Raw genomic sequence first — 22,631 nt, forward strand, 5'->3', positions numbered from 1 at the left:
CGTGCCCAGAACGGCGCCCCGGACCGTGCCCGGGCCGCCCTACAGGCCCAGGGCGGCGGACATCTCCGCGCGGAGCTGGTCGAGCTCGTCGGCACCGCGCCCGCGCGCCGCGATCAGGCCGGCGTCGTCGTGCACCGGGACCACGGTCTCCAGGTACGCCTTGAGCTTCGGCTCGGTACCGCTGGGCCGCACGATCACCCGGACGCCCTCGCCGAGCAGCCGCACCGCGTCCACGGCCGGCGTCTCGTGCGCCAGGTCGGCGAACTCCACCGGCCGGCCGAGCAGCGTGGCGGGGGGTGCCGACCGCAGCCGCGCCATGGCGCCGGAGATGACCGAGAGGTCCTCCACCCGCACCGACAGCTGCCCGGTGACGAACATCCCGTGTTCGTCGGCCAGCTCGTCGAGCCGGTCCAGCAGGGTGCGCCCGTCGGCCTTGAGCTCGGCCGCCAGCAGCGCCACGGCAAGGGCGGCGGAGATGCCGTCCTTGTCCCGGACGACGTCCGGCGCGACGGCGTAGCCCAGCGCCTCCTCGTAGCCGTACACCAGCGGCGCCGACCCCGACCCGGCCCGCATGATCCACTTGAACCCGGTGGGCGTCTCCTCCGACGGCGCTCCGTGGGCCTCGGCGATCGCGTGCATCAGCGAGCCGCTGACCAGCGAGGACGCGTACGTCCCGCGCACCCCGCGGCGCAGCAGCCAGTCGGCAAGCAGCGCCCCCACCTCGTCCCCGGTGAGTTGCCGGCCGCCGCACAGCACCGAGCAGCGGTCGGCGTCGGGGTCCTGGGCGATCGCCACGTCGGCGCCCACCCGCTCGGCCAGGGCCAGCAGCAGGTCGACGGCGCCCGGCTCCTCCGGGTTCGGGAAGGAGACGGTTGGGAACGCCGGGTCGGGCGCGTCCTGCTCGGGCACGCCGGCCGGCTGCGCGAACCCGGCCGCGGCGAACACCAGCCGGGTCGTCGATGCGCCCACCCCGTGCATGGCGGTGTAGGCGACCGTCAGCGCCGCCCGGTCGGCCGCCGGGACCCGCTCGGGGTCGAGCGCCCGCACCACCGCGGTCACGTACTCGGTGAGCACGTCGTCGCCCAGGATCCCGTGGCCGCCGGCGAGCGGGATCTCCCGCGCCGGGCCGACGGCGGCGATGGCCGCCTCGATCTCCCGGTCGGCCGGCGGCACGAGCTGGGCCCCCTGCTCCAGGTAGAGCTTGTAGCCGTTGTCGTCGGGCGGGTTGTGGCTCGCGGTGACCATCACGCCGGCCACCGTCCCGAGGTGCCGGACGGCGAAGGCGAGCACCGGGGTGGGCAGCGGTCGCGGCATGAGCTGCACCGCGAAGCCGAGCCCGGAGAACACCTGGGCCGAGAGCGTGGCGAACTCGTCAGACCGCCGCCGTGCGTCGAAGCCGATGACGACGGTCCCGCCGCCGTGCCCGGTGTCCAGCAGGTGCCGGCCCACCCCGGCCGCGGCGCGGAGCACCACGGCGGCGTTCATGCCCGCCGGCCCCGCGCGCAGCGGTCCGCGCAGCCCCGCCGTCCCGAAGGTCAGCGGCCCGGCGAAGCGGCGGCCGAGCTCGGCGGTGTCGCCGGCCTCGACCAGCTCCAGGATCTCGGCGCGGTCGCCCGCGTGCGGATCGGCGTCGGCCCAGGCCCGGGCGGTGGCGAGCAGGTCGTCGGTCATGCCGGGAAGTTCCCCGCGTCGAACGCGGGCGTCGTGTACTCGCCGCCCACGCGGCGGTGCACCGGGTCGGACAGGTCGGGCTCGCCGTGCACCTCCACCAGCGCCCCGGCGTACCCCTCGGCGTCGTCGGTGGACCGGTACCCCAGCGCCTCGGCGGCCGAGAGGTCCCACCAGCGGCGGGTGTTGTCGGAGACGCCCCACACCACGCGGAAGCCCGGGGACGGCGCAGTGAGCGCGGCGTCGACGAGGCCCACGGTGTCGGCGGGGGAGAGCCAGGTGGACAGCTGCCGGGTCGTCGTCGGCTCGGGGAAGGCGCTGCCGATCCGCAGGCAGACGACGTCGAGGCCGTAGCGGTCGACGTACAGCGACCCCAGCGCCTCCATCGCCACCTTCGAGACGCCGTAGTAGGTGTCCGGCCGCGGCGGGGCGTCGGCCTCGCGCAGCAGCTCGTCCGCGGGCCGCTCGGTGAAGCCGGACGCGTGGTTGCTGCTGGCGAGCACCACCCGGGGGACGCCGGCGAGCCGGGCGGCCTCGAGCGTGCAGTAGGTGCCCTCGATGTTCGCGTGCGAGATCGCCGCCCAGGTCGACTCCGTGGCGATCCCCGCCAGGTGCACGATCGCCGAGGCGCCCCGGGCGGCCTCGACCATCGCGCCGAGGTCGGTCACGTCCGCGACGAGGTGCTCCTCGCCCGGGCGGGGCTCGACCACCGGCACGACGTCCACGCTGCGCAGCGCCCAGCCGCGCTCGGGCAGCCCGCCGCGCAGCACCGTCCCGATGAGCCCGGCGGCGCCGGTGATCAGCACCGGACCGCCGCCGCCCGCCGCGCTCACGGGAGCCGCCCGATGAGCTCCACCAGGAACTCCCCGAGCCGGCCCGCGGCGGCCCGGCCCGCGGTGATGACCTCGTCGGCGTCCAGCTTCTCGCCGGTGACCCCGGCGGCGGCGTTGGTGACCAGCGAGAGCCCGAGGACCTCCAGGCCGGCGGCGTGCGCGGCGATCGCCTCGAGCGCGGTGGACATGCCGACGAGGTCGGCGCCCAGCGTGCGGAGCATCCGGATCTCGGCCGGGGTCTCGTAGTGCGGCCCGGGCAGCGCGGCGTAGACGCCCTCGGTCAGGTCGGGGTCGAGCTCGCGGGCCAGCGCGCGCAGCCGGGCGGAGTAGAGGTCGGTGAGGTCGACGAAGTGCGCACCCACCAGCGGCGACCGCGCGGTGAGGTTCAGGTGGTCGGAGATGACGACCGCCTGGCCGACCCGGTGCTCCGGGGCCAGCCCGCCGGCGGCGTTGGTGAGGACGAGCGTCCGCACGCCCGCGGCGGCGGCGGTGCGCACGCCGTGGACGACCGGCTCCACGCCCCGGCCCTCGTAGAAGTGGGTGCGGCCGAGGAAGAGCAGGACCTTGCGATCGCCCACCCGCACCGAGCGCACCTCGCCGCCGTGCCCGACCGCGGTGGGTGCGGCGAAGCCCGGCAGGTCGCCGATCGCCACGGCGGCGTCCGCCTCGCCGAAGGCGTCGGCCGCGGGGGCCCAGCCCGAGCCCATGACGACGGCGACGTCGTGCTCACCGCCGAGCGCGGCGGTCAGGGCCTCGGCGGCCTCGGCGGCCAGGGCGGTGGGGTCGGTTCCGGGGAGCTCGCTCACGCACGGACGCTAACGCAGGACGCCGGCGAGGGCGGATCCCCGGCGCGGGCGGGGTCGACCGCACGGGTGATCGTGCCGACCACCCACCGGCTCGGGGGGTGGGGCAGGGGCATCGTCCCTAGACTTCCGGAGGTGGAGATCCCTTTCCGTAGCTCGGAACGCGCCAGCCTCGGTGTGGAGTGGGAGCTGCAGCTCATCGACCGGGAGACCCGCGAGCTGTCGCCCGGCGCCGTCGAGATCCTCGAGGCGCTGCGACCCGAGGGTGCCGAGGAGCACCCCAAGGCCAAGCACGAGCTGCTGCAGTCGACCATCGAGATCATCACCGGCATCTGCACCACCGTGGGCGAGGCGAAGGCCGACCTCGCCGGCACCCTCGCCGAGGTCGTCGCCACCGCCGACGAGCGCGGGCTCGGGCTGCTCTGCGCCGGCACCCACCCGTTCACCGACTGGCAGACCCAGCAGATCTCGCCCAAGCCGCGCTACCAGGAACTGGTCGAGCGCATGCAGTGGCTGGCCCGCCGGATGCAGATCTTCGGCGTCCACGTGCACGTCGGCGTCCGGGCGCCGGAGAAGGTCATCCCGATCGTGAACGCGCTGTGCCAGTACGTGCCGCACTTCCTGGCCCTGTCGTCGTCCTCGCCGTTCTGGGTCGGCTGCGACACCGGCCTCGCCTCGGCCCGCACCAAGGTCTTCGAGGGCATGCCCACGGCCGGGCTGCCGTTCCAGCTCAGCGACTGGGACGAGTTCGAGGAGTACATGGAGACGCTGATCTCCACGAAGAGCATCGAGAGCGTCCGCGAGGTGTGGTGGGACATCCGCCCGCACCCCGACTTCGGCACCGTCGAGCTGCGGATCTGCGACGGGCTGCCCACGCTCGACGAGATCGGCGCGGTCGCGGCGCTCGCGCAGTGCCTGGTGGAGCAGTTCGACACCCAGCTCGACCGCGGCTACACCCTGCCCCGGCCCGAGGAGTGGGTGATCCGGGAGAACAAGTGGCGGGCGGCCCGCTACGGGCTGGACGCCGAGATCGTCGTCGACGAGCACTACGCCGTCCGGCCGGTGCGCGAGGCGATCGCCGAGCTGGTGGAGGAGCTCATGCCCACCGCCAAGCGGCTGCGCTGCGAGGCCGAGCTGGCCGACGTCCTGCGCGTCCTGGAGGTCGGCGCCTCCTACCAGCGGCAGCGGGCCGTGGCCCTGGAACACGACGGCGAGCTCGCGCCCGTCGTCGACAGCCTGCTCGCCGAGCTGCGCGACGGCCTCCCGGCGCACGGCCCGGCGGGACGCCCCGACGGCCCGGTGCCCGGGCCGGGGGAGTGCGCGGGCGGGCACGCCGCATGACGCCGGTCGTCGAGAAGCTGGCCGCGGCCGTCGACGAGTGGGTCGGGGCCCACCACCCCGAGCTCGTGTCGATCCGGCGGCACCTGCACGCCCACCCGGAGCTGGCGTTCGCCGAGTTCGAGACGACGTCGTTCCTCGAGCAGCGGCTGCGCGCGGCGGGGCTGCGGCCGCGCCGGCTGCCCACCGGGACCGGCCTGGTCTGCGAGGTGGGCACCGGCGACGGACCGGTCGTGGTGCTGCGCGGCGACATCGACGCACTGCCGCTGGCCGACCTCAAGGACGTGCCCTACGCCTCGACCCGCGAGGGGCTCTGCCACGCCTGCGGCCACGACGTGCACACCACGGTCGTGCTGGGCGTCGCGCTGGCCCTCGCCGGTCTCGACGGACTCCCGGGCCGGGTGCGCTGCGTGTTCCAGCCGGCGGAGGAGACGGTGCCCGGTGGCGCCACCGAGGTGGTCGCCTCCGGCGTCCTCGACGGGGCCTCGCGCGCCTTCGCGCTGCACTGCGACCCGTCGGTGCCGGCCGGGAAGGTCGGCCTGCGCACCGGCTCCATCACCGCGGCGTGCGACCGGATGGACGTCACGCTCACCGGCCCCGGCGGGCACACCGCCCGGCCGCAACTCACCGTCGACCTGGTCGACGCCCTCGGCCGGCTGATCACCGACCTGCCGTCGCTGCTCTCCCGGCAGGTCGACCCCCGCGTCGGGATGTCGCTGGTCTGGGGCGCGGTGAACGCCGGGGTGGCGGCCAACGCCATCCCGCAGCGGGGCACCCTGCGCGGCACGGTCCGGGTGCTCGACCGGGACGCCTGGAAGGGCGCCGAGGAGCTGCTGCGCTCGCTGGTGGAGCGGGTGGCCGCGACGACGGGTGCGGAGGTCGGCGTCGACTACATCCGCGGCGTGCCACCGGTGGTCAACGACCCCCGCTCCGTGGCGCTCCTGCGGTCGGCCGCGCTGGGCAGCGTGGGTGCGGAGAACCTGGTCCTGTCGCCGCAGAGCATGGGCGGGGAGGACTTCGGCTGGTTCGCCGACGTCATGCCGATCGCGCTGGCCCGGCTGGGCACCCACGGGGGCGGTGCGCCCCTCGACCTGCACCGGGGCACCTTCGACGTCGACGAGCGGGCGATCGGTGTCGGCGTGCGGCTGCTGGCCCGGACGGCGCTGCTGGCGCTGGAGGCCGACGCTGAACCCTCCCCGACCGGTCCGCCACCACCCCCTCGCACGCGCCGACCGGCACCCGGAGACACTGCAGGTAGACGAGCCGTCGACGAGAGGCGGGAATCCGAGGATGACTTCCACGGACCAGCACAGCAGCAGCGGTCAGGGGAGCGCGCCGGCTGACGCCGACGTGCCGGCCGAGCACGAGGTACCCGAGGCCCTGGCGCTCGCGGGCGAGTTCGACGCGGTGACCCGCGACCAGTGGCGCGAGCTGGTCGCCGGCGTGCTGCGGAAGTCCGGGCGGGAGGACCTCCCTGACCCGGTCGAGGACGCCCTGCGCCGCCCGGTCGCCCCCGGCGTCACGGTCGCCCCGCTGTACACGGCGGAGGACGCGCGCGACCTCCCGAGCGCGGTCGGCGTGCCCGGCCTGGCGCCCTTCGTGCGCGGCGCCCGGCCGTCCGGCGGCCCGGCCGGATCGGCCGAGGTCACCGCCGCCGGCGGGGCCGAGGGCGGCGCCCCCGGCGGCTGGGACGTCCGGCAGCGGCACGCCCACCCCGACGTCGCCGTCACGAAGGAGGCGATCGCCGCCGACCTGGAGAACGGCGTCACCTCGCTGTGGCTGGTCGTCGGGGACGGCGCGATCCCCGTGGACTCCCTCGGGGAGGTCCTCTCCGACGTCCTCCTCGACCTGGCGCCGGTCAGCGTCCAGGGTGGGCTCCCGGCGGCCGAGGCGTTCCTCGCGCTCGTCGACGGGCGCACCGACCTGGCACCCGGCGGCTCGCTGGGCCTGGACCCGCTGGGCGTCCAGGCCGCCTCCGGCGAGGAGCAGGACCTCTCGGGTCTGGCCGACGTCGCCCGCCGCGCCGCCGCCCACGCCGGCCTGCGCACCGTCGTCGTCGACGGGACGGTCTTCTCCGACGCCGGCGCCTCCGTGGTCGAGGAGCTCGGCTGCTCGCTGGCCGCCGGCGTGGCATATCTCCGGGCGCTGACCGGGGGCGGGCTGGGCGTCGACGAGGCGGTCGCCGCGCTGGAGTTCCGCTACTCCGCCTCCGCCGACCAGTTCACGACCATCGCCGCGCTGCGCGCCGCCCGACGGCTGTGGGACCGCGTCGGCGAGGTCAGCGGCGCCTCGGCCGAGGTGCGCGGTCAGCACCAGCACGCGGTCACCTCGTCGGTCATGACGACGAGGCGCGACCCGTGGGTCAACATGCTGCGCACCACCGTGGCCTGCTTCGCCGCCGGGGTGGGCGGTGCGGACGCCGTCACGGTGCAGCCGTTCGACGCCGCGCTCGGCCTGCCCGACTCCTTCTCCCGCCGGATCGCCCGCAACACCCAGAGCCTGCTGGTGGAGGAGGGGCACCTCGCCCGCGTCCTCGACCCGGCCGGTGGCTCCTGGTACGTCGAGTCGCTCACCGACGAGCTGGCCCGCGCCGCCTGGGACTGGTTCACCGAGATCGAGCGGGCCGGCGGTCTGTCCGCCGCGCTGCAGTCGGGCCTGGTGCGCGACCGGATCGCGCAGGCGTGGGACGCGCGGGCGAAGCGGCTCGCGACCCGCGCCGACGCCCTCACCGGCGTCAGCGAGTTCCCCAACCTCGCCGAGAAGCTGCCGCAGCGGCAGCCGGCGGCGGAGATCCTGCCCGCCACCGGCGGGCTGCCGCGGGTGCGCGCGGCGCAGGAGTTCGAGGCGCTGCGGGACGCCGCGGACGCGGCGGGGGAGCGGCCCGCCGTCTACCTCGCCACCCTCGGCCCCATCGCCCGGCACACGGCCCGCGCCACGTTCGCCGGCAACCTGTTCCAGGCCGGCGGGCTGGCCACGCCGGCCGGCGACCGCGCGAGCGGGTTCGCCGACGCCGGCACGACGGTGGCGTGCATCTGCGGCACCGACAAGGACTACGCGACCGAGGCCGCCGGGCTCGCGCAGGAGCTCCGGGCCGCGGGCGCCACGCAGGTGTGGCTCGCGGGCAAGCCGGACCTCGCCGTCGACGGGGTCGACGGCTACGTCTTCGCCGGGTGCGACGCCCTCGCGGCGCTGCGCACGGTGCACTCCGAGCTGGGTCTCGAAGGAGTTCAGGCATGAGCACGATCCCCGATTTCAGTGACGTCGAGCTGGGCCGCCCGGCCGCGTCGGCCTCGGCCGACGACTGGGCCAAGGCGTTCGAGGAGGCGACCGGCCGAGGTGTGGCGGAGGCGACCTGGGAGACCCCCGAGGGCATCGCCGTACCGCCGCTGTACACGCCGGCCGACCTGCAGGACCTCGACTTCCTGGAGACCCTGCCCGGGCTGCCGCCGTTCCTGCGCGGCCCCTACCCGACGATGTACACCACGCAGCCGTGGACGGTCCGGCAGTACGCGGGCTTCTCCACCGCCGCGGAGTCCAACGCCTTCTACCGGCGCAACCTCGCCGCCGGGCAGAAGGGGCTGTCGATCGCGTTCGACCTCCCCACCCACCGCGGCTACGACTCCGACCACCCGCGGGTGCCCGGCGACGTCGGCATGGCCGGTGTCGCGATCGACTCGATCCTGGACATGCGGCAGCTGTTCGACGGCATCCCGCTGGACAAGATGAGCGTCTCCATGACGATGAACGGCGCCGTGCTGCCGGTGCTCGCGCTCTACATCGTCGCGGCCGAGGAGCAGGGGGTGGCCCCGGAGCAGCTGACCGGGACCATCCAGAACGACATCCTCAAAGAGTTCATGGTGCGGAACACCTACATCTACCCGCCCAAGCCCTCGATGCAGATCATCAGCGACATCTTCGCGTTCACCTCGCAGAAGATGCCGCGGTTCAACTCCATCTCGATCTCCGGCTACCACATCCAGGAGGCCGGGGCGACGGCCGACCTGGAACTGGCCTACACGCTGGCCGACGGCGTCGAGTACCTGAAGGCCGGCCAGGCCGCCGGGATGGACGTCGACGCGTTCGCGCCCCGCCTGTCCTTCTTCTGGGCCATCGGCATGAACTTCTTCATGGAGGTCGCCAAGCTCCGCGCCGGGCGCCTGCTGTGGGCGAAGCTGGTGAAGGAGGCCGGCGCGCAGAACCCGAAGTCGCTGTCGCTGCGCACCCACTCGCAGACCTCGGGCTGGTCGCTGACCGCGCAGGACGTCTACAACAACGTCGTCCGCACCTGCCTGGAGGCGATGGCCGCGACCCAGGGGCACACCCAGTCGTTGCACACCAACGCCCTCGACGAGGCGCTCGCGCTGCCCACCGACTTCTCCGCGCGGATCGCCCGCAACACCCAACTGATGCTGCAGCAGGAGTCGGGCACCACCCGCGTCGTCGACCCGTGGGGCGGCTCGGCCTACGTCGAGCGGCTCACCTATGACCTGGCCCGCCGCGCCTGGGCGCACATCCAGGAGGTCGCCGAGCACGGCGGCATGGCGCAGGCCATCGACGACGGCATCCCGAAGCTGCGCATCGAGGAGGCCGCCGCCCGCACCCAGGCGCGGATCGACTCCGGCCGCCAGCCGGTCATCGGCGTGAACAAGTACCGGGTGGACGCCGACGAGGCGATCGAGGTGCTGAAGGTCGACAACGCCGACGTGCTCGCCCAGCAGAAGGCCAAGCTCGAGCAGCTGCGGGCCGACCGCGACGGCCGCGCCGTCACCGAGGCGCTGGGCCGGCTCACCGACGCCGCCCGCGCCGCCGCCGACGGCCGCCGCGGCAACGACCTCGACACCAACCTGCTGAAGCTCGCCGTCGACGCCGCGCGGGCCAAGGCGACCGTCGGCGAGATCTCCGACGCCCTCGAGGCGGTCTACGGCCGGCACGCCGGCCAGGTCCGCACCATCTCCGGCGTCTACCGCGACGAGGCAGGAGCATCCGGGCCGATGGAGGAGACGCGCCGGCTGGCCGAGGAGTTCGCCGAGGCCGAGGGCCGCCGGCCGCGCATCCTCGTGGCCAAGATGGGCCAGGACGGTCACGACCGCGGGCAGAAGGTCATCGCCACCGCGTTCGCCGACCTCGGCTTCGACGTCGACGTGGGCCCGCTGTTCCAGACGCCGGACGAGGTCGCCCGGCAGGCGGTCGAGGCCGACGTGCACGTCGTCGGGGTCTCCTCGCTGGCCGCGGGTCACCTCACGCTGGTGCCGGCGCTGCGGGACGCGCTCGCCGAGCTCGGCGCCGACGACGTGCTGATCGTCGTCGGCGGGGTCATCCCGCCCGACGACGTGCCGACGCTGAAGGAGATGGGCGCCGCCGCGGTCTTCCCGCCCGGCACGGTCATCGCCGAGGCGGCCCAGGAGCTGCTGCGGACGCTGTCCGAGCGTCTGGGTCACTGATGGCGCGGGACGTCGACGTCCCTGCGCTCGCCGAGGGGGTGCTGGCCGGCGACCGGCGGGTGATGGCGCGGGCCATCACGCTGGTCGAGTCGCGGCGGGCCGACCACCGCGAGCGGGCGCAGGAGCTGCTGGTCGAGCTGCTGCCGCACGCCGGGGGAGCGCGCCGCGTGGGCATCAGCGGCGTCCCCGGCGTGGGCAAGTCCACGTTCATCGACCAGCTCGGGGTGGACCTCACCGCGGCCGGGTCGAGGGTCGCGGTGCTCGCCGTCGACCCCTCGTCGGCGCGCTCCGGCGGCTCCATCCTCGGCGACAAGACGCGCATGGCCCGGCTGGCGGTGGACCAGAACGCCTTCATCCGGCCCTCGCCGACCTCGGGCACCCTGGGCGGCGTCGCCCAGGCGACCCGCGAGTCGATGGTCGTGGTGGAGGCCGCCGGCTACGACGTCGTCCTGGTGGAGACCGTCGGCGTCGGCCAGTCGGAGATCACCGTCGCGGAGATGGTCGACTCGTTCCTGTTCCTGACCATCGCGCGCACCGGCGACCAGTTGCAGGGCATCAAGCGCGGCATCCTGGAGATCGCCGACGTCATCGCCGTGAACAAGGCGGACGGCCCGGCGGCCGCCGACGCCCGCAAGGCGGCGCGCGAGCTCTCCTCCGCCATCCGGATGCTGCGCGGCCGGGGCGAGCCGTGGGACGTGCCGGTGCTCACCTGCGCCGGGCTGACCGGCGAGGGCATGGACGAGGTCTGGGCCAAGCTGGTCGAGCACCAGGAGCGGGCGAAGCTCTCCGGGGCCTTCGACGAGCGCCGCCGCACCCAGCAGGTGCGCTGGACCTGGCAGCTGGTGCGGGACGGCCTCGAGCACTCGCTGCGGTCGCACCCCGGCGTCCGCGCCGCCGTCCCGGACCTGGAGCAGGCCGTGCTGGCCGGCGAGCTCACCCCCGCCCTGGCCGCCCAGCAGATCCTCGCGGCCTTCCGCGACGCCGATCACGGGGCCCGGCAGGTCAGGGCGAGGTGAACTCCGGCAGGTGACCTGACCGCCCCCACCCGTCGAGATCCGCCGCGCCGAGCTCGCCACGCTCCACCGCGAGCATCTCGCGCAGGGTGGCGAGGATGCGCTCGACGCTCGAGCCCGATCCGAACAGCCGCTCCACGTTGCGCTCCTGTTGCTGCCGGAGCGGGTCCGGCTCCCCGCCGAGGAAACGCGCGGCCACGGCTCGTGCCTCGAGGGCGGAGCCGACGGGGTGGGTCCCGGCGCGCACGATCTCGCCGATCTCGGTGAAGGGGCGGTGCCCGGCGCGCTCGACGAAGACGACGGGCTTCTGCAGCAGCTGGTACTCGACCAGCATGCTCAGGCCGTCGGTGACGAGCACGTCCGACGCGGCCAGCAGCGGGGCGTAGTCGCCGTCGGTGAAGACGGCGGTGTTCGGCAGGGCGGTCCACTCCCGCAGCCAGGCGTCCACCTCGGCCTGCGGGATCGGCGAGTCCGCCGAGCACGTGTACGGCAGCAGCGCCGGGTGCGGCATGAAGACGAAATCGGTGTCGGTGTCCTCCCGCGCCCAGGCGAGCATGTCCTCGACCATGGCCGGGAAGGCCCCGAACCGGGACCATCCGACACCGATGCTGTGGTGGGCCGACCAGACCACCCGGCGTGGCCGGCCCTGGCCGTCGTCCTGGATCGGCCAGGCCGGGGCGGCGTTGCGCAGGCGGTCGGCCTTCGGGTGGCCGGTGACCCGGAACTGCCGGCCACCCCGGGCGCCGTCCCGGCGGGCCGCCTCCAGCATCAGCTGGTTGGTGCAGAAGACCGCCCAGGCGGCACGGTGCAGCGGGAAGTCGACGGCGGAGTTGACACCGTCCGGGCCCGGCACGTTCTGGACCAGGTTCATGGTCTCGTACGGGACGAGGCACAGCCGGGCGAAGGTGAGCCGGTCCGTGGCCAGGTCGTCGGGGATGTCGGCGTCCCACTGCGACTGGCGGAAGACGAGGTCGGGGTCGATGGCCTTGATCAGCCGGAGGGCCTCGTCCTGCCCGTGGGCCGGCAGCCGCAGGTGCGGCACGCCCCGGGCGAGGAGCCCCCGGTGGATCTCCTCCTCGTAGGTGTACCCGTCCGAGCCGTGGAAGTGCCGGGGGATCGAGGCCACGATCGGCTCGAAGTCGTCGGAGGCGCGCATCGCCCGCTCGAGCTCGTGGTAGCCGTCCCACGCCTCGATGTGGTGCACCAGGAAGAGGGCGCGCGTCCGGCGCCGGGACAGCCCGGCCCGCCGCGCGGCGAGGTGCACGCTGTCCCGGAGCTCGAGGTCCCGGGTCCGGGCCCCGTTCTCGGCCAGCCGGAGCGCCTCGTGCTGGGCGGCGAGGACGTGCCGGACGTCGTCGAGCGCGCCCTGCAGCTCACCGAGCCGGTGCTCCATGGCGCCGAAACGCTCGAGCACGTGCCGCAGCTTGCTCACGGGACGGTGCAACAACATCCGTGGGGCCTCCCCTGGCGGTGGGTCCGGACGCCCGTGGACACCGGCCTCGTCATCGGGCCGTGGGCATCTGGTCGCCCGAGCGTAACGGCAGCGTCACCACTCGATCACTCAGCGGGACACCGGCGGGGCTGATGTGACGGAACGGGCCTGGAGTCGTGGTGGGGGTCAGAACGAGGAGCGGCAGGGGCGGGCGCGCAGCTCGGAGAGGTAGTCGGCCGGGGCGCCGGCGGCCTCCGCGGCGTCGGCGATCGCGCCGAGGTGACGTGCCGAGGGCAGGCCGCCCTCGAAGGCGTCGAGGACGTAGACGTAGGACACCACGTCGCCACCGAGGGTGTGCACCCGCAGGTGCAGCCGCTGGTACAGCCCGGAGTCGGCCCCCTCCCACGCGTCCAGGGCCCGCTCGTCGGCCTCGGTCAGGTCGTAGAGCGCGACGAAGACGCCGGCCGCCTGCCCGTCGTCGTCGGTGGGCACCAGGGTCGCGAGCGCGCCCTCCCAGCCCAGCTCCTCGGCACCGAAGGTGAGCCGCCAGCCCCGGATCCAGCCGGTGCCGGTGTGCGGCGAGGACGGACAGCGGCGCAGCATCTGAGCGGGATCCATGTTCGACCCGTAGGCGGCGTAGAGGCCCATCGGGGCGAGACTATCCAGCGATCCGGCCCGACCGGCGACGGGCGGTGCCGCGCGGCCGACACCCGACCGGGGAGAATGGCCCCCGACGGACCGACCGGCGACGAAAGATGGACCCATGACCCGCATCGTGATCATCGGTGGCGGCCCGGCCGGCTACGAGGCCGCCCTGGTCGCCGCGCAGCTCGGCGCGGAGGTCACCGTGATCGAGCGCGACGGCATCGGCGGGGCCAGCGTGCTCACCGACTGCGTGCCCTCCAAGACCTTCATCGCCGCGGCGGGCGCCATGAGATCGGTGCGCGACTCCGCCGTCCTCGGCCTGCAGGGTGCGGAGCTCGCGACCGTGAACCTCGACCTCGCGTCGGTGAACCAGCGGGTCAAGGGCCTGGCCGTGGCCCAGTCGGCCGACATCCACGCCCGGCTGACCGCCGAGGGCGTGCGCATCGTCGCCGGCCACGGGCGGCTGTCCGACGAGACCCCGGGAATGGCCGCCCACACCGTCGAGGTGGTGAACGCCGAGGGGCGGGTGGCCGAGGAGCTCGAGAGCGACGTCGTCCTCATCGCCACCGGCGCCGACCCGCGCGTGCTGCCCGGCGCCGAGCCCGACGGCGAGCGGATCCTCGACTGGCGCGACGTCTACGACCTGCAGGAGATGCCCGAGCACCTGGTGGTGGTCGGTTCCGGCGTGACCGGCGCCGAGTTCGCCTCCGGCTACCTCGAGGCCGGGATCCCGGTCACCCTCGTCTCCTCCCGCGACCAGGTGCTGCCGGGCGAGGACTCCGACGCCGCCGCCGTCGTCGAGGAGGTGTTCCGGTCCCGGGGCGGGCGGATCGCCGAGAAGGGACGGGCCGCCGCGGTGCGGCGCACCGGGACGGGTGTGCAGGTCGAGCTCACCGACGGGCGCACGGTCGAGGGGTCCCACGCGCTCATGACGGTCGGCACCATCCCGAACACGTCGGGCCTGAACCTCGAGCAGTGCGGCGTGCAGACCACCGAGTCCGGGCACATCGTGGTCGACCGGGTGTCCCGCACCTCGGTGACCGGCATCTACGCCGCCGGCGACGTCACGGGCGTCTTCCAGCTCGCCTCCGTGGCCGCCATGCAGGGCCGCATCGCGATGTGGCACGCGCTCGGCGAGGCGGTGGCGCCGATCAGGCTCAAGACGGTCGCGGCCAACGTCTTCACCCACCCCGAGATCGCCACCGTCGGAGTCCAGCAGAAGGCCCTGCCGGACTACCCCGACGTCGAGACGGTCCTCCTGCCGCTGGCGACCAACGCCCGGGCGAAGATGAGCGACCTGCACGACGGCTTCGTGAAGCTGTTCGCCCGTCGGGCCACCGGGGTCATCGTCGGCGGCGTCGTCGTGGCGCCGGGGGCCTCCGAGCTGATCCTGCCGATCGCGCTCGCCGTCACCCAGCGGCTGACCGTCGACGACCTGGCGCAGACCTTCGCGATCTACCCGTCGCTGTCGGGGTCGATCACCGAGGCCGGTCGCCGGCTGATGGGCGCCGACCACCTCGCCTGACGACCTCGCCTGACGACCTCGCCTGACGGGGCCGCGGCGGGACCCAGGGGAGCGCCGGGGCGCGTGCGGCGGGTGTGACGGGAGTTCGGCTCAACATCGCCGAACCCGTGCCGACCGGGCACCGGCCCGCCGATTCAGGAGTCGATGTCTCCTGACCACGACCTCCGTCGTCCACGCGGCTCCCGTCGTCCGATCCGCGCCCTGGCGCTGGCCGGAGCGGTCCTGGCCGCCGTGGCGGTCCCGGGCGTCGCCGCCGCCGACAGCGGGACGACCGTCGTCGGCGAGCTGGTGCACGTGTGGGCGGAGGCGCAGCCGGGGGCCGGTGGGCACGCGGCCGGGGCCGACGAGCACGACGAGGGCACGCGGCTGAGCTGGGTCGAGACCGCCGACGGCGCCGTCCGCGTGCCGGCCGAGCAGGTCGCCACCGTGCCCGGCGGCTCCACGGTCCAGCTGACCGTCGGCCGGCCGGTCGAGGACGAGGCCGGCGAGGACGGCTACGAGCCCGCCCGCACGGTCCTCGACAGCGACGTCCTCACCCCGCCGCCGGCCGGCACCCCCGAGCCGCTGCCCGCGCCGCGGGGCGGGGTGACCAACGAGGTCACCGTGGTCCTGGTGGCGCCGGCCGGCACCGCTCCGGACGGCACGCGGCTGCAGGACGTCGTCGCGGCGGTGGACGGCAGCGTGTCCGGCTTCTGGTCCGAGCAGACCGGTGGCGCCCTCACCGTCGGCGTCGCCGCCCGCCACGACTGGATCAGCACCTCGGCCGGCTGCGCGACGCCGGACGTGCTCTGGGACGAGGTGGCGGCGGAGGTCGGGTTCGTCCCCGGTCCGGGCAAGCACCTGCTGCTCCGGCTGAGCGATCAGACCGCCGGCCAGCCGGCGTGCGCCTACGCGCTGGCCGAGGTGGGCGTCGGCCCCGCGTCCGGCGGCCGGCTGTACGTGCGGGACACCTCCATTTCGGTGATCGCCCACGAGCTCGGGCACAACTTCGGCCTGGGGCACTCGTCGGGGATCCAGTGCGACGGGGCGGTGGAGGACGGCTCCTGCCGCACCGCCGGCTACCGCGACTTCTACGACGTGATGGGCGCCTCCTGGGCCCGGCTCGGTGCGCTGAACGCCGTCCAGGCCGCGGCGCTGGGCGTCCTCCCCGGGAACGCCGAGCGGACCGTGTCGGTAGGGGAGCCCGCCACCAGCGTGACGCTGGCCCCGCTGGCCGGTGGCACCGGCGTGCGGGCCCTGCGGCTGGTCGACGCCGAGGGCGTCGTCTACTGGCTGGAGCTGCGGGCCGCGACCGGGCGCGACGGCTGGCTGGCCACCCGCGACAACGTGTACCGGCTCGACGCCGGCGTGCTCCTCCACCGGGCCGGCCGGTTCCCGGACACCTCGCTGCTCCTCGACGGCACACCGGGTCCGGCGGCCGGCTGGGACGCCGATCTGCAGTCCGCCCTCCCGGTGGGCGCGCCGGTCACCCTGTCCGGCGGGGACTTCACGGTCACGGTGCGGGCCGTCGACGGTGGTGCGGCGGTCGTCGACGTGCTGCCGGCCGCACGGCCCGGCGTCGACCGGAGCGGCAGCGCCGGAGCGGGCCCCGCGGACGCCGGGGGTGCGGACCGCCGCGGCACCACCACCCTCACCGGGACCTCCGTCGCGGCCCCGGAAGCCGTGGCCGCGCCGCAGCCGCCGCCGTACTGGGCGCCGGAGGGCGGGTTCAGCGTGCCGCGCGGCACGGTCGCGCTGGACCCGGTCGCCGACAGCTCCGGCTCCCTCGGCGGGCTGCTCCTGCCGGTGGCGGGCGCCGCCCTCGCCGGCGCGAGCGTCCTGTTGGTGCAGGCCCTGCGCCGGCGGTCGATCCGCCGCTGACCCCGGCCGCCCGCGTCGGCACCGGCGGCACCGGACGGCCGGCCGACCGACGAGGTGACCGTCGGTGGTTCAGCCGCCCGTGCGGCCAGCCGATGGGAAAGGGGATCCCTCTCGACTGGAGTTCGTTCGTGCGACGCTTCACCCGATCGCCCGGTATCCGGGCGACGTTCACCGTCCCCGTCGTGGCTCTCGCCTCGTTCGGCGTCTGGTCGTCCGTCCCGTCCGGCGCCTCCGCCGACGACGGCGCTCCGGCCCCGGCCGTGGCGGAGACGCTCGTGGGCACCCTGGTCCAGGCGTGGCCCGAGCCCGAGCACGGGCACGAGTTCCACGACCCCGCGGAGAGCCGGCCGCTGAGCTGGATCCGGACCGACGCGGGGGACACCGTCAGGGTGGCCACCGACGACGTGGCGGAGATCCCGGTCGGCAGCACGGTGGAGGTCGTGGTCGGGGAGACGGTGGCCGAGCAGACCCCGCTCGCGGCCGAGCTCGAGCCGGCCCGGGAGGTCCTGGAGACCGAGATCCTCGAGGCGGCGGCCACCGAGACCCTCGCGCCGGCCTCCGCGCCGTTCACCAACCAGCTCACGGTCGCCCTGGTCGCCCCGGCGGGGGCGGCCCCGGACGACACGACCGCGGACCAGGTCCTCACGACGCTGAACGGGGCGGTCGCCGACTTCTGGGAGGAACAGAGCGGCGGAACCATCCGGATCGGGGCCACCGCGCCCCGCCCGGAGTGGCTGCGCTCGACCGCCGGCTGCGACGACCCCTACGCCCTCTGGGACGACGCCGCGGCCCAGGTCGGGTTCACGCCCGGCCCCGGCAAGCACCTCCTCCTCTACCTGCCGGGCGCGTCCGGAACCCTCCCTGGCTGCGCCTACGGGCTCGCGGAGGTGCGCAACGCCCCCGGCGCGGGTGGCTACCTGTACGTGCAGGCGGCCGCCACGTCGGTGATCGCGCACGAACTGGGGCACAACTTCGGGCTGGGGCACTCCGCCGAACGGCAGTGCGACACCACGCTGGAGTACGGGACCTGCCGCACGGTCACCTACGGCGATCTCTACGACGTCATGGGCGGTTCGTGGGAGCAGATCGGATCGCTGAACGCCCCGCAGGCCGACCGCATCGGGCTCCTCGCCGCCGCGCAGGTGCAGACCGTGGTCGCGGGCACGCCGGGCTCCGTCACCGTGGCGTTGTCACCGGTGTCCGGCCGCACCGGGACGCGCGCGGTCGAGCTCGTAGACCCCGACGGCGTCGTGTACTGGCTGGAGTTCCGTCCGGCGAGCGGCCGGGACGGCTACCTCGGGACGGACGCCAACTGGCTGGGGCTCGAGCCGGGCGTGCTGCTGCGCCGCTCGGCGGGCCCGTCGGACACCTCGGTGCTGTTCGACCCGACCTCGTCCCCGCGCGCCGCGTGGGACACCGACACGCTGCAGGCGCTGCCCGTGGGCCAGGTCGTGCGGATCTCCGGCGGGGACTTCGCGGTGTCCGTGGAGAGCGTCACCGCCACGTCCGCGAGCGTCCGGATCGCGACGCAGGACGCCACCACCACACCGATCTCGCAGACCTACGCGGACCTCGACGGACCGGGCGGCCCCCTGGGCGCTCCCACCGGGGAGGAGACCTGCGGGCTGGCCGGGGGTGGCTGCAGCCGCACCTACGAGAACGGCGACCTCTACTGGAACCCGGCCGGCCGGGTGCACGCCGTGCTCGGTCCGCTCGCGGCCGAGTACGCCGCCGTGGGCGGCCCCGCGGTGCTGGGCTACCCGACCGGCGACACCACCGCGACCACCGGTGGCGGCGGCGCCTCGTCCGTCTTCGAGCGGGGGGTGATCGCCTGGTCGCCGGCGACCGGGGCGCACGCGGTGCGCGGCGCCGTCCTGGCGCGGTGGCGGGAGCTGGGCGCGCAGACGGGGCCGTGGGGGTATCCGCTGGCCGGTGAGCAGGCCGTGCCGGGCGGGGTCGTCGCCCGGTTCGCCGGCGGCACGGTGTACTGGTCGGCCGGAACGGGCCCGCAGCTCGTGCGCGGGGCGATCCTGGCGCGGTACGAGGCCGCGGGCGGGCCGCCGGCGCTCGGCTTCCCGGTGGCCGACGAGGGCGGCACGGCCGACCGGACCGGTGCGCTGGTGCGGCTGGAGCGGGCGGTCATCTACTGGTCGCCGGCGTCCGGTGCGCAGGTGGTGAAGGGCGCCGTCCGCGCCCGGTGGGTGAACTCCGGTGCGCAGACCGGTCCGCTGCGCTATCCGGTCGGTGCCGAGGTCTGCGGGCTGCGCGGGGGCGGCTGCGTGCAGAACTTCCAGGGCGGCACGCTCTACTGGTCGCCCGCCACCGGCGCCCAGCCGGTGACCGGGGCGATCCGAGGGCACTGGGGCCAGCTCGGCTGGGAGAACGGGTACCTGGGGTACCCGGTCGCTGCCGAGGTCTGCGGGCTGCGCGGGGGCGGCTGCGTGCAGAACTTCCAGGGCGGCACGCTGTACTGGTCGCCCGCGACCGGCGCGCAGCCGGTGAAGGGCGCCATCCGTGCCCGCTGGGAGGCGACGGGCTGGGAGAACGGCTACCTGGGCTATCCGGTCGCTGCGGAGGTCTGCGGGCTGCGGGACGGCGGCTGCGTGCAGAACTTCCAGGGCGGCACGCTCTACTGGTCGCCCATGACCGGCGCGCAGCCGGTGAACGGGGCGATCCGTTCCCGCTACGGGCAGCTCGGCTGGGAGAACGGCTACCTCGGCTATCCGGTGGGCCCCGGCCCGGTCCCGCGGCCCAACGGTGACGAGTACCAGCGCTTCCAGGGCGGGATGCTGTACTGGTCGGCCACCACCGGCCAGGTCCGCGCCTCCTGACGAGGGAGGACCTCCGACGACATCGGGGCCCGTCACCGTGTGGTGACGGGCCCCGATGCCGAACGCGGGCTACTCGGCGTCGGCGATCGTGCAGAGCACCGCGCCGCTGGTGACGGTGGCTCCCACCTCGGCGGACAGGCCGGAGACCGTGCCCGCCTTGTGCGCGGCGATGGGCTGCTCCATCTTCATCGCCTCGAGGACGACGATCAGGTCGCCCGCCTCGACGGTGGCGCCGTCCTCGACGGCCACCTTCACGATGGTGCCCTGCATCGGCGAGGTGAGGGAGTTCCCGGAGGTCGCCGAGCCGCCGCCACCACCGCCGCGCTTGCGCGGCTTGGCGGCGGCACCGGGCGCCGCGCCGCCGCCACCGGCGGCGAGGCCGGCGGGCAGGGACACCTCGAGGCGGCGTCCGCCGACCTCCACCACGACGGTCTGCCGCGGCGCGTCCTCGTCCGCCTCGGCCGGGGCCGCGGCGTAGGGCGGGACCTGGTTGTCCCACTCCGTCTCGATCCAGCGCGTGTGCACCGTGAACGGCTCGCTGGTGAAGGCCTCGTCGCGGACGACGGCGCGGTGGAAGGGGATGACCGTGGGCATGCCCTCGACGACCAGCTCGTCGAGCGCGCGGCGGGCCCGCTGCAGCGCCTCCTCGCGGGTGGCGCCGGTGACGATCAGCTTGGCCAGCATGGAGTCGAACGCCCCGGCCACCTCGCCGCCGGTCTCCACGCCGGAGTCCCAGCGCACGCCGGGCCCCTGCGGGATCTCCAGCCGGTCCACCGGGCCGGGGGCCGGCATGAAGTTGCGGCCGGCGTCCTCGGCGTTGATCCGGAACTCGATGCTGTGGCCGCGCGGCTCGGGGTCCTCGGTGATCTCCAGCGGGAGCCCGTCGGCGATACGGAACTGCTGCCGGACCAGGTCGAGGCCCGAGGTCTCCTCCGACACCGGGTGCTCCACCTGGAGCCGGGTGTTGACCTCGAGGAAGGAGATCGAGCCGTCGACGCCGACGAGGTACTCGACGGTGCCGGCACCGTGGTAGCCGGCCTCCTTGCAGATGGCCTTGGCCGACTCGTGGATCCGGGCGCGCTGGTCGTCGGTCAGGAACGGCGCGGGCGCCTCCTCGACCAGCTTCTGGTTGCGGCGCTGCAGCGAGCAGTCGCGGGTGCCGACGACGATGACGTTGCCGTGCGTGTCGGCGAGCACCTGGGCCTCGACGTGCCGCGGCTTGTCCAGGAACCGCTCGACGAAGCACTCACCCCGGCCGAAGGCGGAGACCGCCTCCCGGACCGCGGAGTCGAACAGCTCGGGGATCTCCTCGATGGTGCGGGCCACCTTGAGCCCGCGGCCACCGCCGCCGAAGGCCGCCTTGATGGCGACCGGCAGGCCGTGCTCCTGCGCGAACGCGACGACCTCGTCGGCGCCGCCGACCGGGTCCTTGGTGCCCGGGACCAGCGGCGCGCCCGCGCGGGTGGCGATGTGCCGGGCGGCGACCTTGTCGCCCAGGTCGACGATCGCCTGGGGCGACGGACCGATCCAGGTCAGCCCGGCGTCGATGACCGCCTGGGCGAAGTCGGCGTTCTCCGACAGGAAGCCGTAGCCCGGGTGGATCGCGTCCGCGCCGGCCCGCTTCGCGGCGTCGAGGATCTTGTCGATCACCAGGTACGAGTCACCGGGCGTCGTGCCGCCCAGGGCGAACGCCTCGTCCGCGACGCGCACGTGCAGCGCGTCCCGGTCCGGCTCCGCGTAGACCGCCACGCTGGTCAGCCCCGCGTCCTTGCAGGCGCGGGCCACCCGGACCGCGATCTCGCCGCGGTTGGCGATCAGGACCTTCTGCACCGGCGCACTCCTTCGTTCGTCGACCGTCCGGACTCTAACCAGCAGACGGCGGCGGTCTCCGGGCAGGGCCGGACGGGGCGGGTCAGATGCCGGCGAGCTCGTCCGGGGCGTCGGCGGCCCGGGGGCGGGGCGGGAGCGTGCGGGCACCGACGACCCGCCGCAACAGGCGGGCGCCGTGCCTGGCCGCCGCGCCGGGGACGTGCAGGGCCGGGAGCCGCGGCGACGGCAGGGCGGGCACCTCGGCGGCCGGTTCGGGCACCTCCACCGGCTCGGACTCCTCCTCCGGCGCCTGCTCCTCGGCCGGTGCGAGCTCCTCGGCGGGAGCCGGTGGGGGACCGACGGGCAGCAGCGCGGCGATCGCCTCCAGCGCGGCGTCGAGCAGCTCCTCGGGGCCTGCCCCGGCGTCGTCGTCCCGGCCGCCGGCGGCGACGCGGAGCTCCTCGAGGTCGCCGGTCACGGTGCAGTCCAGGGTCGCGAGCTCGGCGATCACCGCGTCCGCGGCGGCCGACACCCAGCCGCGCTCCCCGGCCGGCAGCGTCAACCGCGCCGACCCCGGCCGGCCGGCCAGGGCGCCGACGGCCAGGAAGTGGGTGACCCGCGAGGCGTAGACCGGCCACTCGACGCCGTAGTCCAGGTGCTCGTTGAGCCGGCGGAGCAGCTCGCTCTCGGTGCGGCCCAGCGACTGGTTGCGCCGTCCGTCGGGCATGGTCGCCACGGCCGGGTCGACGCCGACGACGGCGGCGAACCGCTCCCAGAGCAGGCCCGGGTCGGTGCCGGGCGGAGGAACGGTCACGACGTGCACCCGGTCGGCGGGCAGCCCGGCGGTCCACCGGCGGAGGACGGCGGGGACGTCGTGCCGCAGCCAGAAGGCCGCGGCGTGGCCCTCGGTGCCCTCACCGGCCGGCCGCTGCTCGTCGGCGCGGCCGGATGCGGGGCGGACCATCTCCAGGAAGTCCGGGAACGGCAGGAAGTGGCGGTTCTTGACGTCCTCCTGCCAGACCGCGGGCAGCTGCCGGGCGAGGTCGCGGACGGTGACGACGACGTGCACCTCGGCGAAGTCGAGGTCGGCCAGCACCCGGGCGGCGGCCTCGGCGCTCAGGTCGCCGAAGAGCTCGTGGGAGATGACGGTGGTGCCCTCGTGCTCGCGGGCGGCGTCCACCAGCCGGCCCCAGGCCCCCTGGACGTCCGGGTCCACGAACCCGTGGAAGCTGCACCGCTGCGCGTCGAGGACGGCGTGGAAGTGCGCAGCCGGGTGGGCGCCCGGGTAGAGGACGCCGGCCTCGCCCAGCGCCGGCCGGGAGTCCCAGAGCAGCTCCTGCAGGAAGGTCGTCCCGGACTTGGGGGTCCCGATGTGCATCACCACGCGACGTGCGTTCATGGGTACAGATCGTGACGGGACGTTCCGGCCCGGT

Annotated in this window: 15 protein-coding genes; 8 read left to right on the forward strand and 7 right to left on the reverse strand. The window is 75.0% G+C overall.

Annotation, left to right across the window (positions count from 1 at the left end):
• Positions 1-39: 39 nt before the first annotated feature.
• From ACI790_RS14230 to ACI790_RS14240, 3 genes are read right to left on the reverse strand one after another with little or no spacing between them, the layout of a single operon-like run.
• Positions 40-1,671: a phospho-sugar mutase gene (locus tag ACI790_RS14230; protein WP_456570430.1), complete on the reverse strand. Its 1,632-nt coding sequence runs from the start codon at positions 1,669-1,671 to the stop codon at positions 40-42.
• Positions 1,668-2,501: an NAD-dependent epimerase/dehydratase family protein gene (locus tag ACI790_RS14235; protein WP_456570431.1), complete on the reverse strand. Its 834-nt coding sequence runs from the start codon at positions 2,499-2,501 to the stop codon at positions 1,668-1,670. Before ACI790_RS14235 ends, ACI790_RS14230 begins: the two co-directional genes overlap by 4 nt.
• Positions 2,498-3,307: a purine-nucleoside phosphorylase gene (locus tag ACI790_RS14240; RefSeq protein WP_456570432.1), complete on the reverse strand. Its 810-nt coding sequence runs from the start codon at positions 3,305-3,307 to the stop codon at positions 2,498-2,500. Before ACI790_RS14240 ends, ACI790_RS14235 begins: the two co-directional genes overlap by 4 nt.
• Before the next feature lie 132 nt (positions 3,308-3,439).
• Between ACI790_RS14240 and ACI790_RS14245 the strand changes: the two genes are divergently transcribed.
• The 5 genes from ACI790_RS14245 to meaB are packed head-to-tail and all read left to right on the forward strand — an operon-like array spanning position 3,440 to position 11,099.
• On the forward strand, positions 3,440-4,645 hold the full coding sequence (locus ACI790_RS14245) for a glutamate--cysteine ligase (RefSeq protein ID WP_456570433.1): 1,206 nt from the start codon (positions 3,440-3,442) through the stop codon (positions 4,643-4,645).
• Complete coding sequence (locus tag ACI790_RS14250; RefSeq protein WP_456570434.1) at positions 4,642-5,985, forward strand: amidohydrolase; 1,344 nt, start codon at positions 4,642-4,644, stop codon at positions 5,983-5,985. The genes ACI790_RS14245 and ACI790_RS14250 overlap by 4 nt, the downstream gene beginning before the upstream one ends.
• Entirely contained in the window at positions 5,933-7,879 is a 1,947-nt protein-coding gene (locus tag ACI790_RS14255; RefSeq protein ID WP_456570435.1) for a methylmalonyl-CoA mutase family protein, read from the forward strand. The genes ACI790_RS14250 and ACI790_RS14255 overlap by 53 nt, the downstream gene beginning before the upstream one ends.
• On the forward strand, positions 7,876-10,083 hold the full coding sequence (gene scpA, locus ACI790_RS14260; RefSeq protein ID WP_456570436.1) for a methylmalonyl-CoA mutase: 2,208 nt from the start codon (positions 7,876-7,878) through the stop codon (positions 10,081-10,083). The genes ACI790_RS14255 and scpA overlap by 4 nt, the downstream gene beginning before the upstream one ends.
• A complete protein-coding gene (gene meaB / locus ACI790_RS14265) occupies positions 10,083-11,099 on the forward strand; it encodes a methylmalonyl Co-A mutase-associated GTPase MeaB (RefSeq protein WP_456570437.1) in 1,017 nt (338 codons plus the stop codon). Before scpA ends, meaB begins: the two co-directional genes overlap by 1 nt.
• Here the strand turns inward: meaB and ACI790_RS14270 are convergent.
• Together ACI790_RS14270 and ACI790_RS14275 are read right to left on the reverse strand one after the other, a co-directional pair.
• Complete coding sequence (locus tag ACI790_RS14270) at positions 11,086-12,528, reverse strand: hypothetical protein (protein WP_456570438.1); 1,443 nt, start codon at positions 12,526-12,528, stop codon at positions 11,086-11,088. The genes meaB and ACI790_RS14270 overlap by 14 nt on opposite strands.
• 186 nt (positions 12,529-12,714) lie before the next feature.
• Positions 12,715-13,176 carry a gamma-glutamylcyclotransferase family protein gene (locus ACI790_RS14275; protein WP_456570439.1) on the reverse strand — a complete coding sequence of 154 codons (462 nt, stop codon included), beginning with the start codon at positions 13,174-13,176 and terminating at the stop codon, positions 12,715-12,717.
• Positions 13,177-13,291: 115 nt separating this feature from the next.
• On the opposite strand from ACI790_RS14275, the gene ACI790_RS14280 reads away from it, so the two are divergent.
• The 3 genes from ACI790_RS14280 to ACI790_RS14290 all read left to right on the forward strand — a co-directional run bounded on the left by ACI790_RS14280 (position 13,292) and on the right by ACI790_RS14290 (position 19,389).
• Positions 13,292-14,698, forward strand: coding sequence for an NAD(P)H-quinone dehydrogenase (locus tag ACI790_RS14280; protein WP_456570440.1), 1,407 nt, complete (start codon positions 13,292-13,294; stop codon positions 14,696-14,698).
• A gap of 144 nt (positions 14,699-14,842) precedes the next feature.
• A complete protein-coding gene (locus ACI790_RS14285) occupies positions 14,843-16,558 on the forward strand; it encodes a reprolysin-like metallopeptidase (protein WP_456570441.1) in 1,716 nt (571 codons plus the stop codon).
• Positions 16,559-16,740: 182 nt separating this feature from the next.
• Positions 16,741-19,389 carry a reprolysin-like metallopeptidase gene (locus ACI790_RS14290; protein ID WP_456570442.1) on the forward strand — a complete coding sequence of 883 codons (2,649 nt, stop codon included), beginning with the start codon at positions 16,741-16,743 and terminating at the stop codon, positions 19,387-19,389.
• 69 nt (positions 19,390-19,458) lie between these two features.
• Here ACI790_RS14290 and ACI790_RS14295 read toward each other — a convergent pair whose 3' ends face one another.
• Together ACI790_RS14295 and ACI790_RS14300 are read right to left on the reverse strand one after the other, a co-directional pair.
• Complete coding sequence (locus ACI790_RS14295) at positions 19,459-21,219, reverse strand: acetyl/propionyl/methylcrotonyl-CoA carboxylase subunit alpha (RefSeq protein ID WP_456570443.1); 1,761 nt, start codon at positions 21,217-21,219, stop codon at positions 19,459-19,461.
• Between the two features lie 82 nt (positions 21,220-21,301).
• A complete protein-coding gene (locus ACI790_RS14300; protein WP_456570444.1) occupies positions 21,302-22,597 on the reverse strand; it encodes a hypothetical protein in 1,296 nt (431 codons plus the stop codon).
• Positions 22,598-22,631: the final 34 nt, after the last annotated feature.

Source organism: Blastococcus sp. SYSU DS0539 (assembly GCF_054050855.1).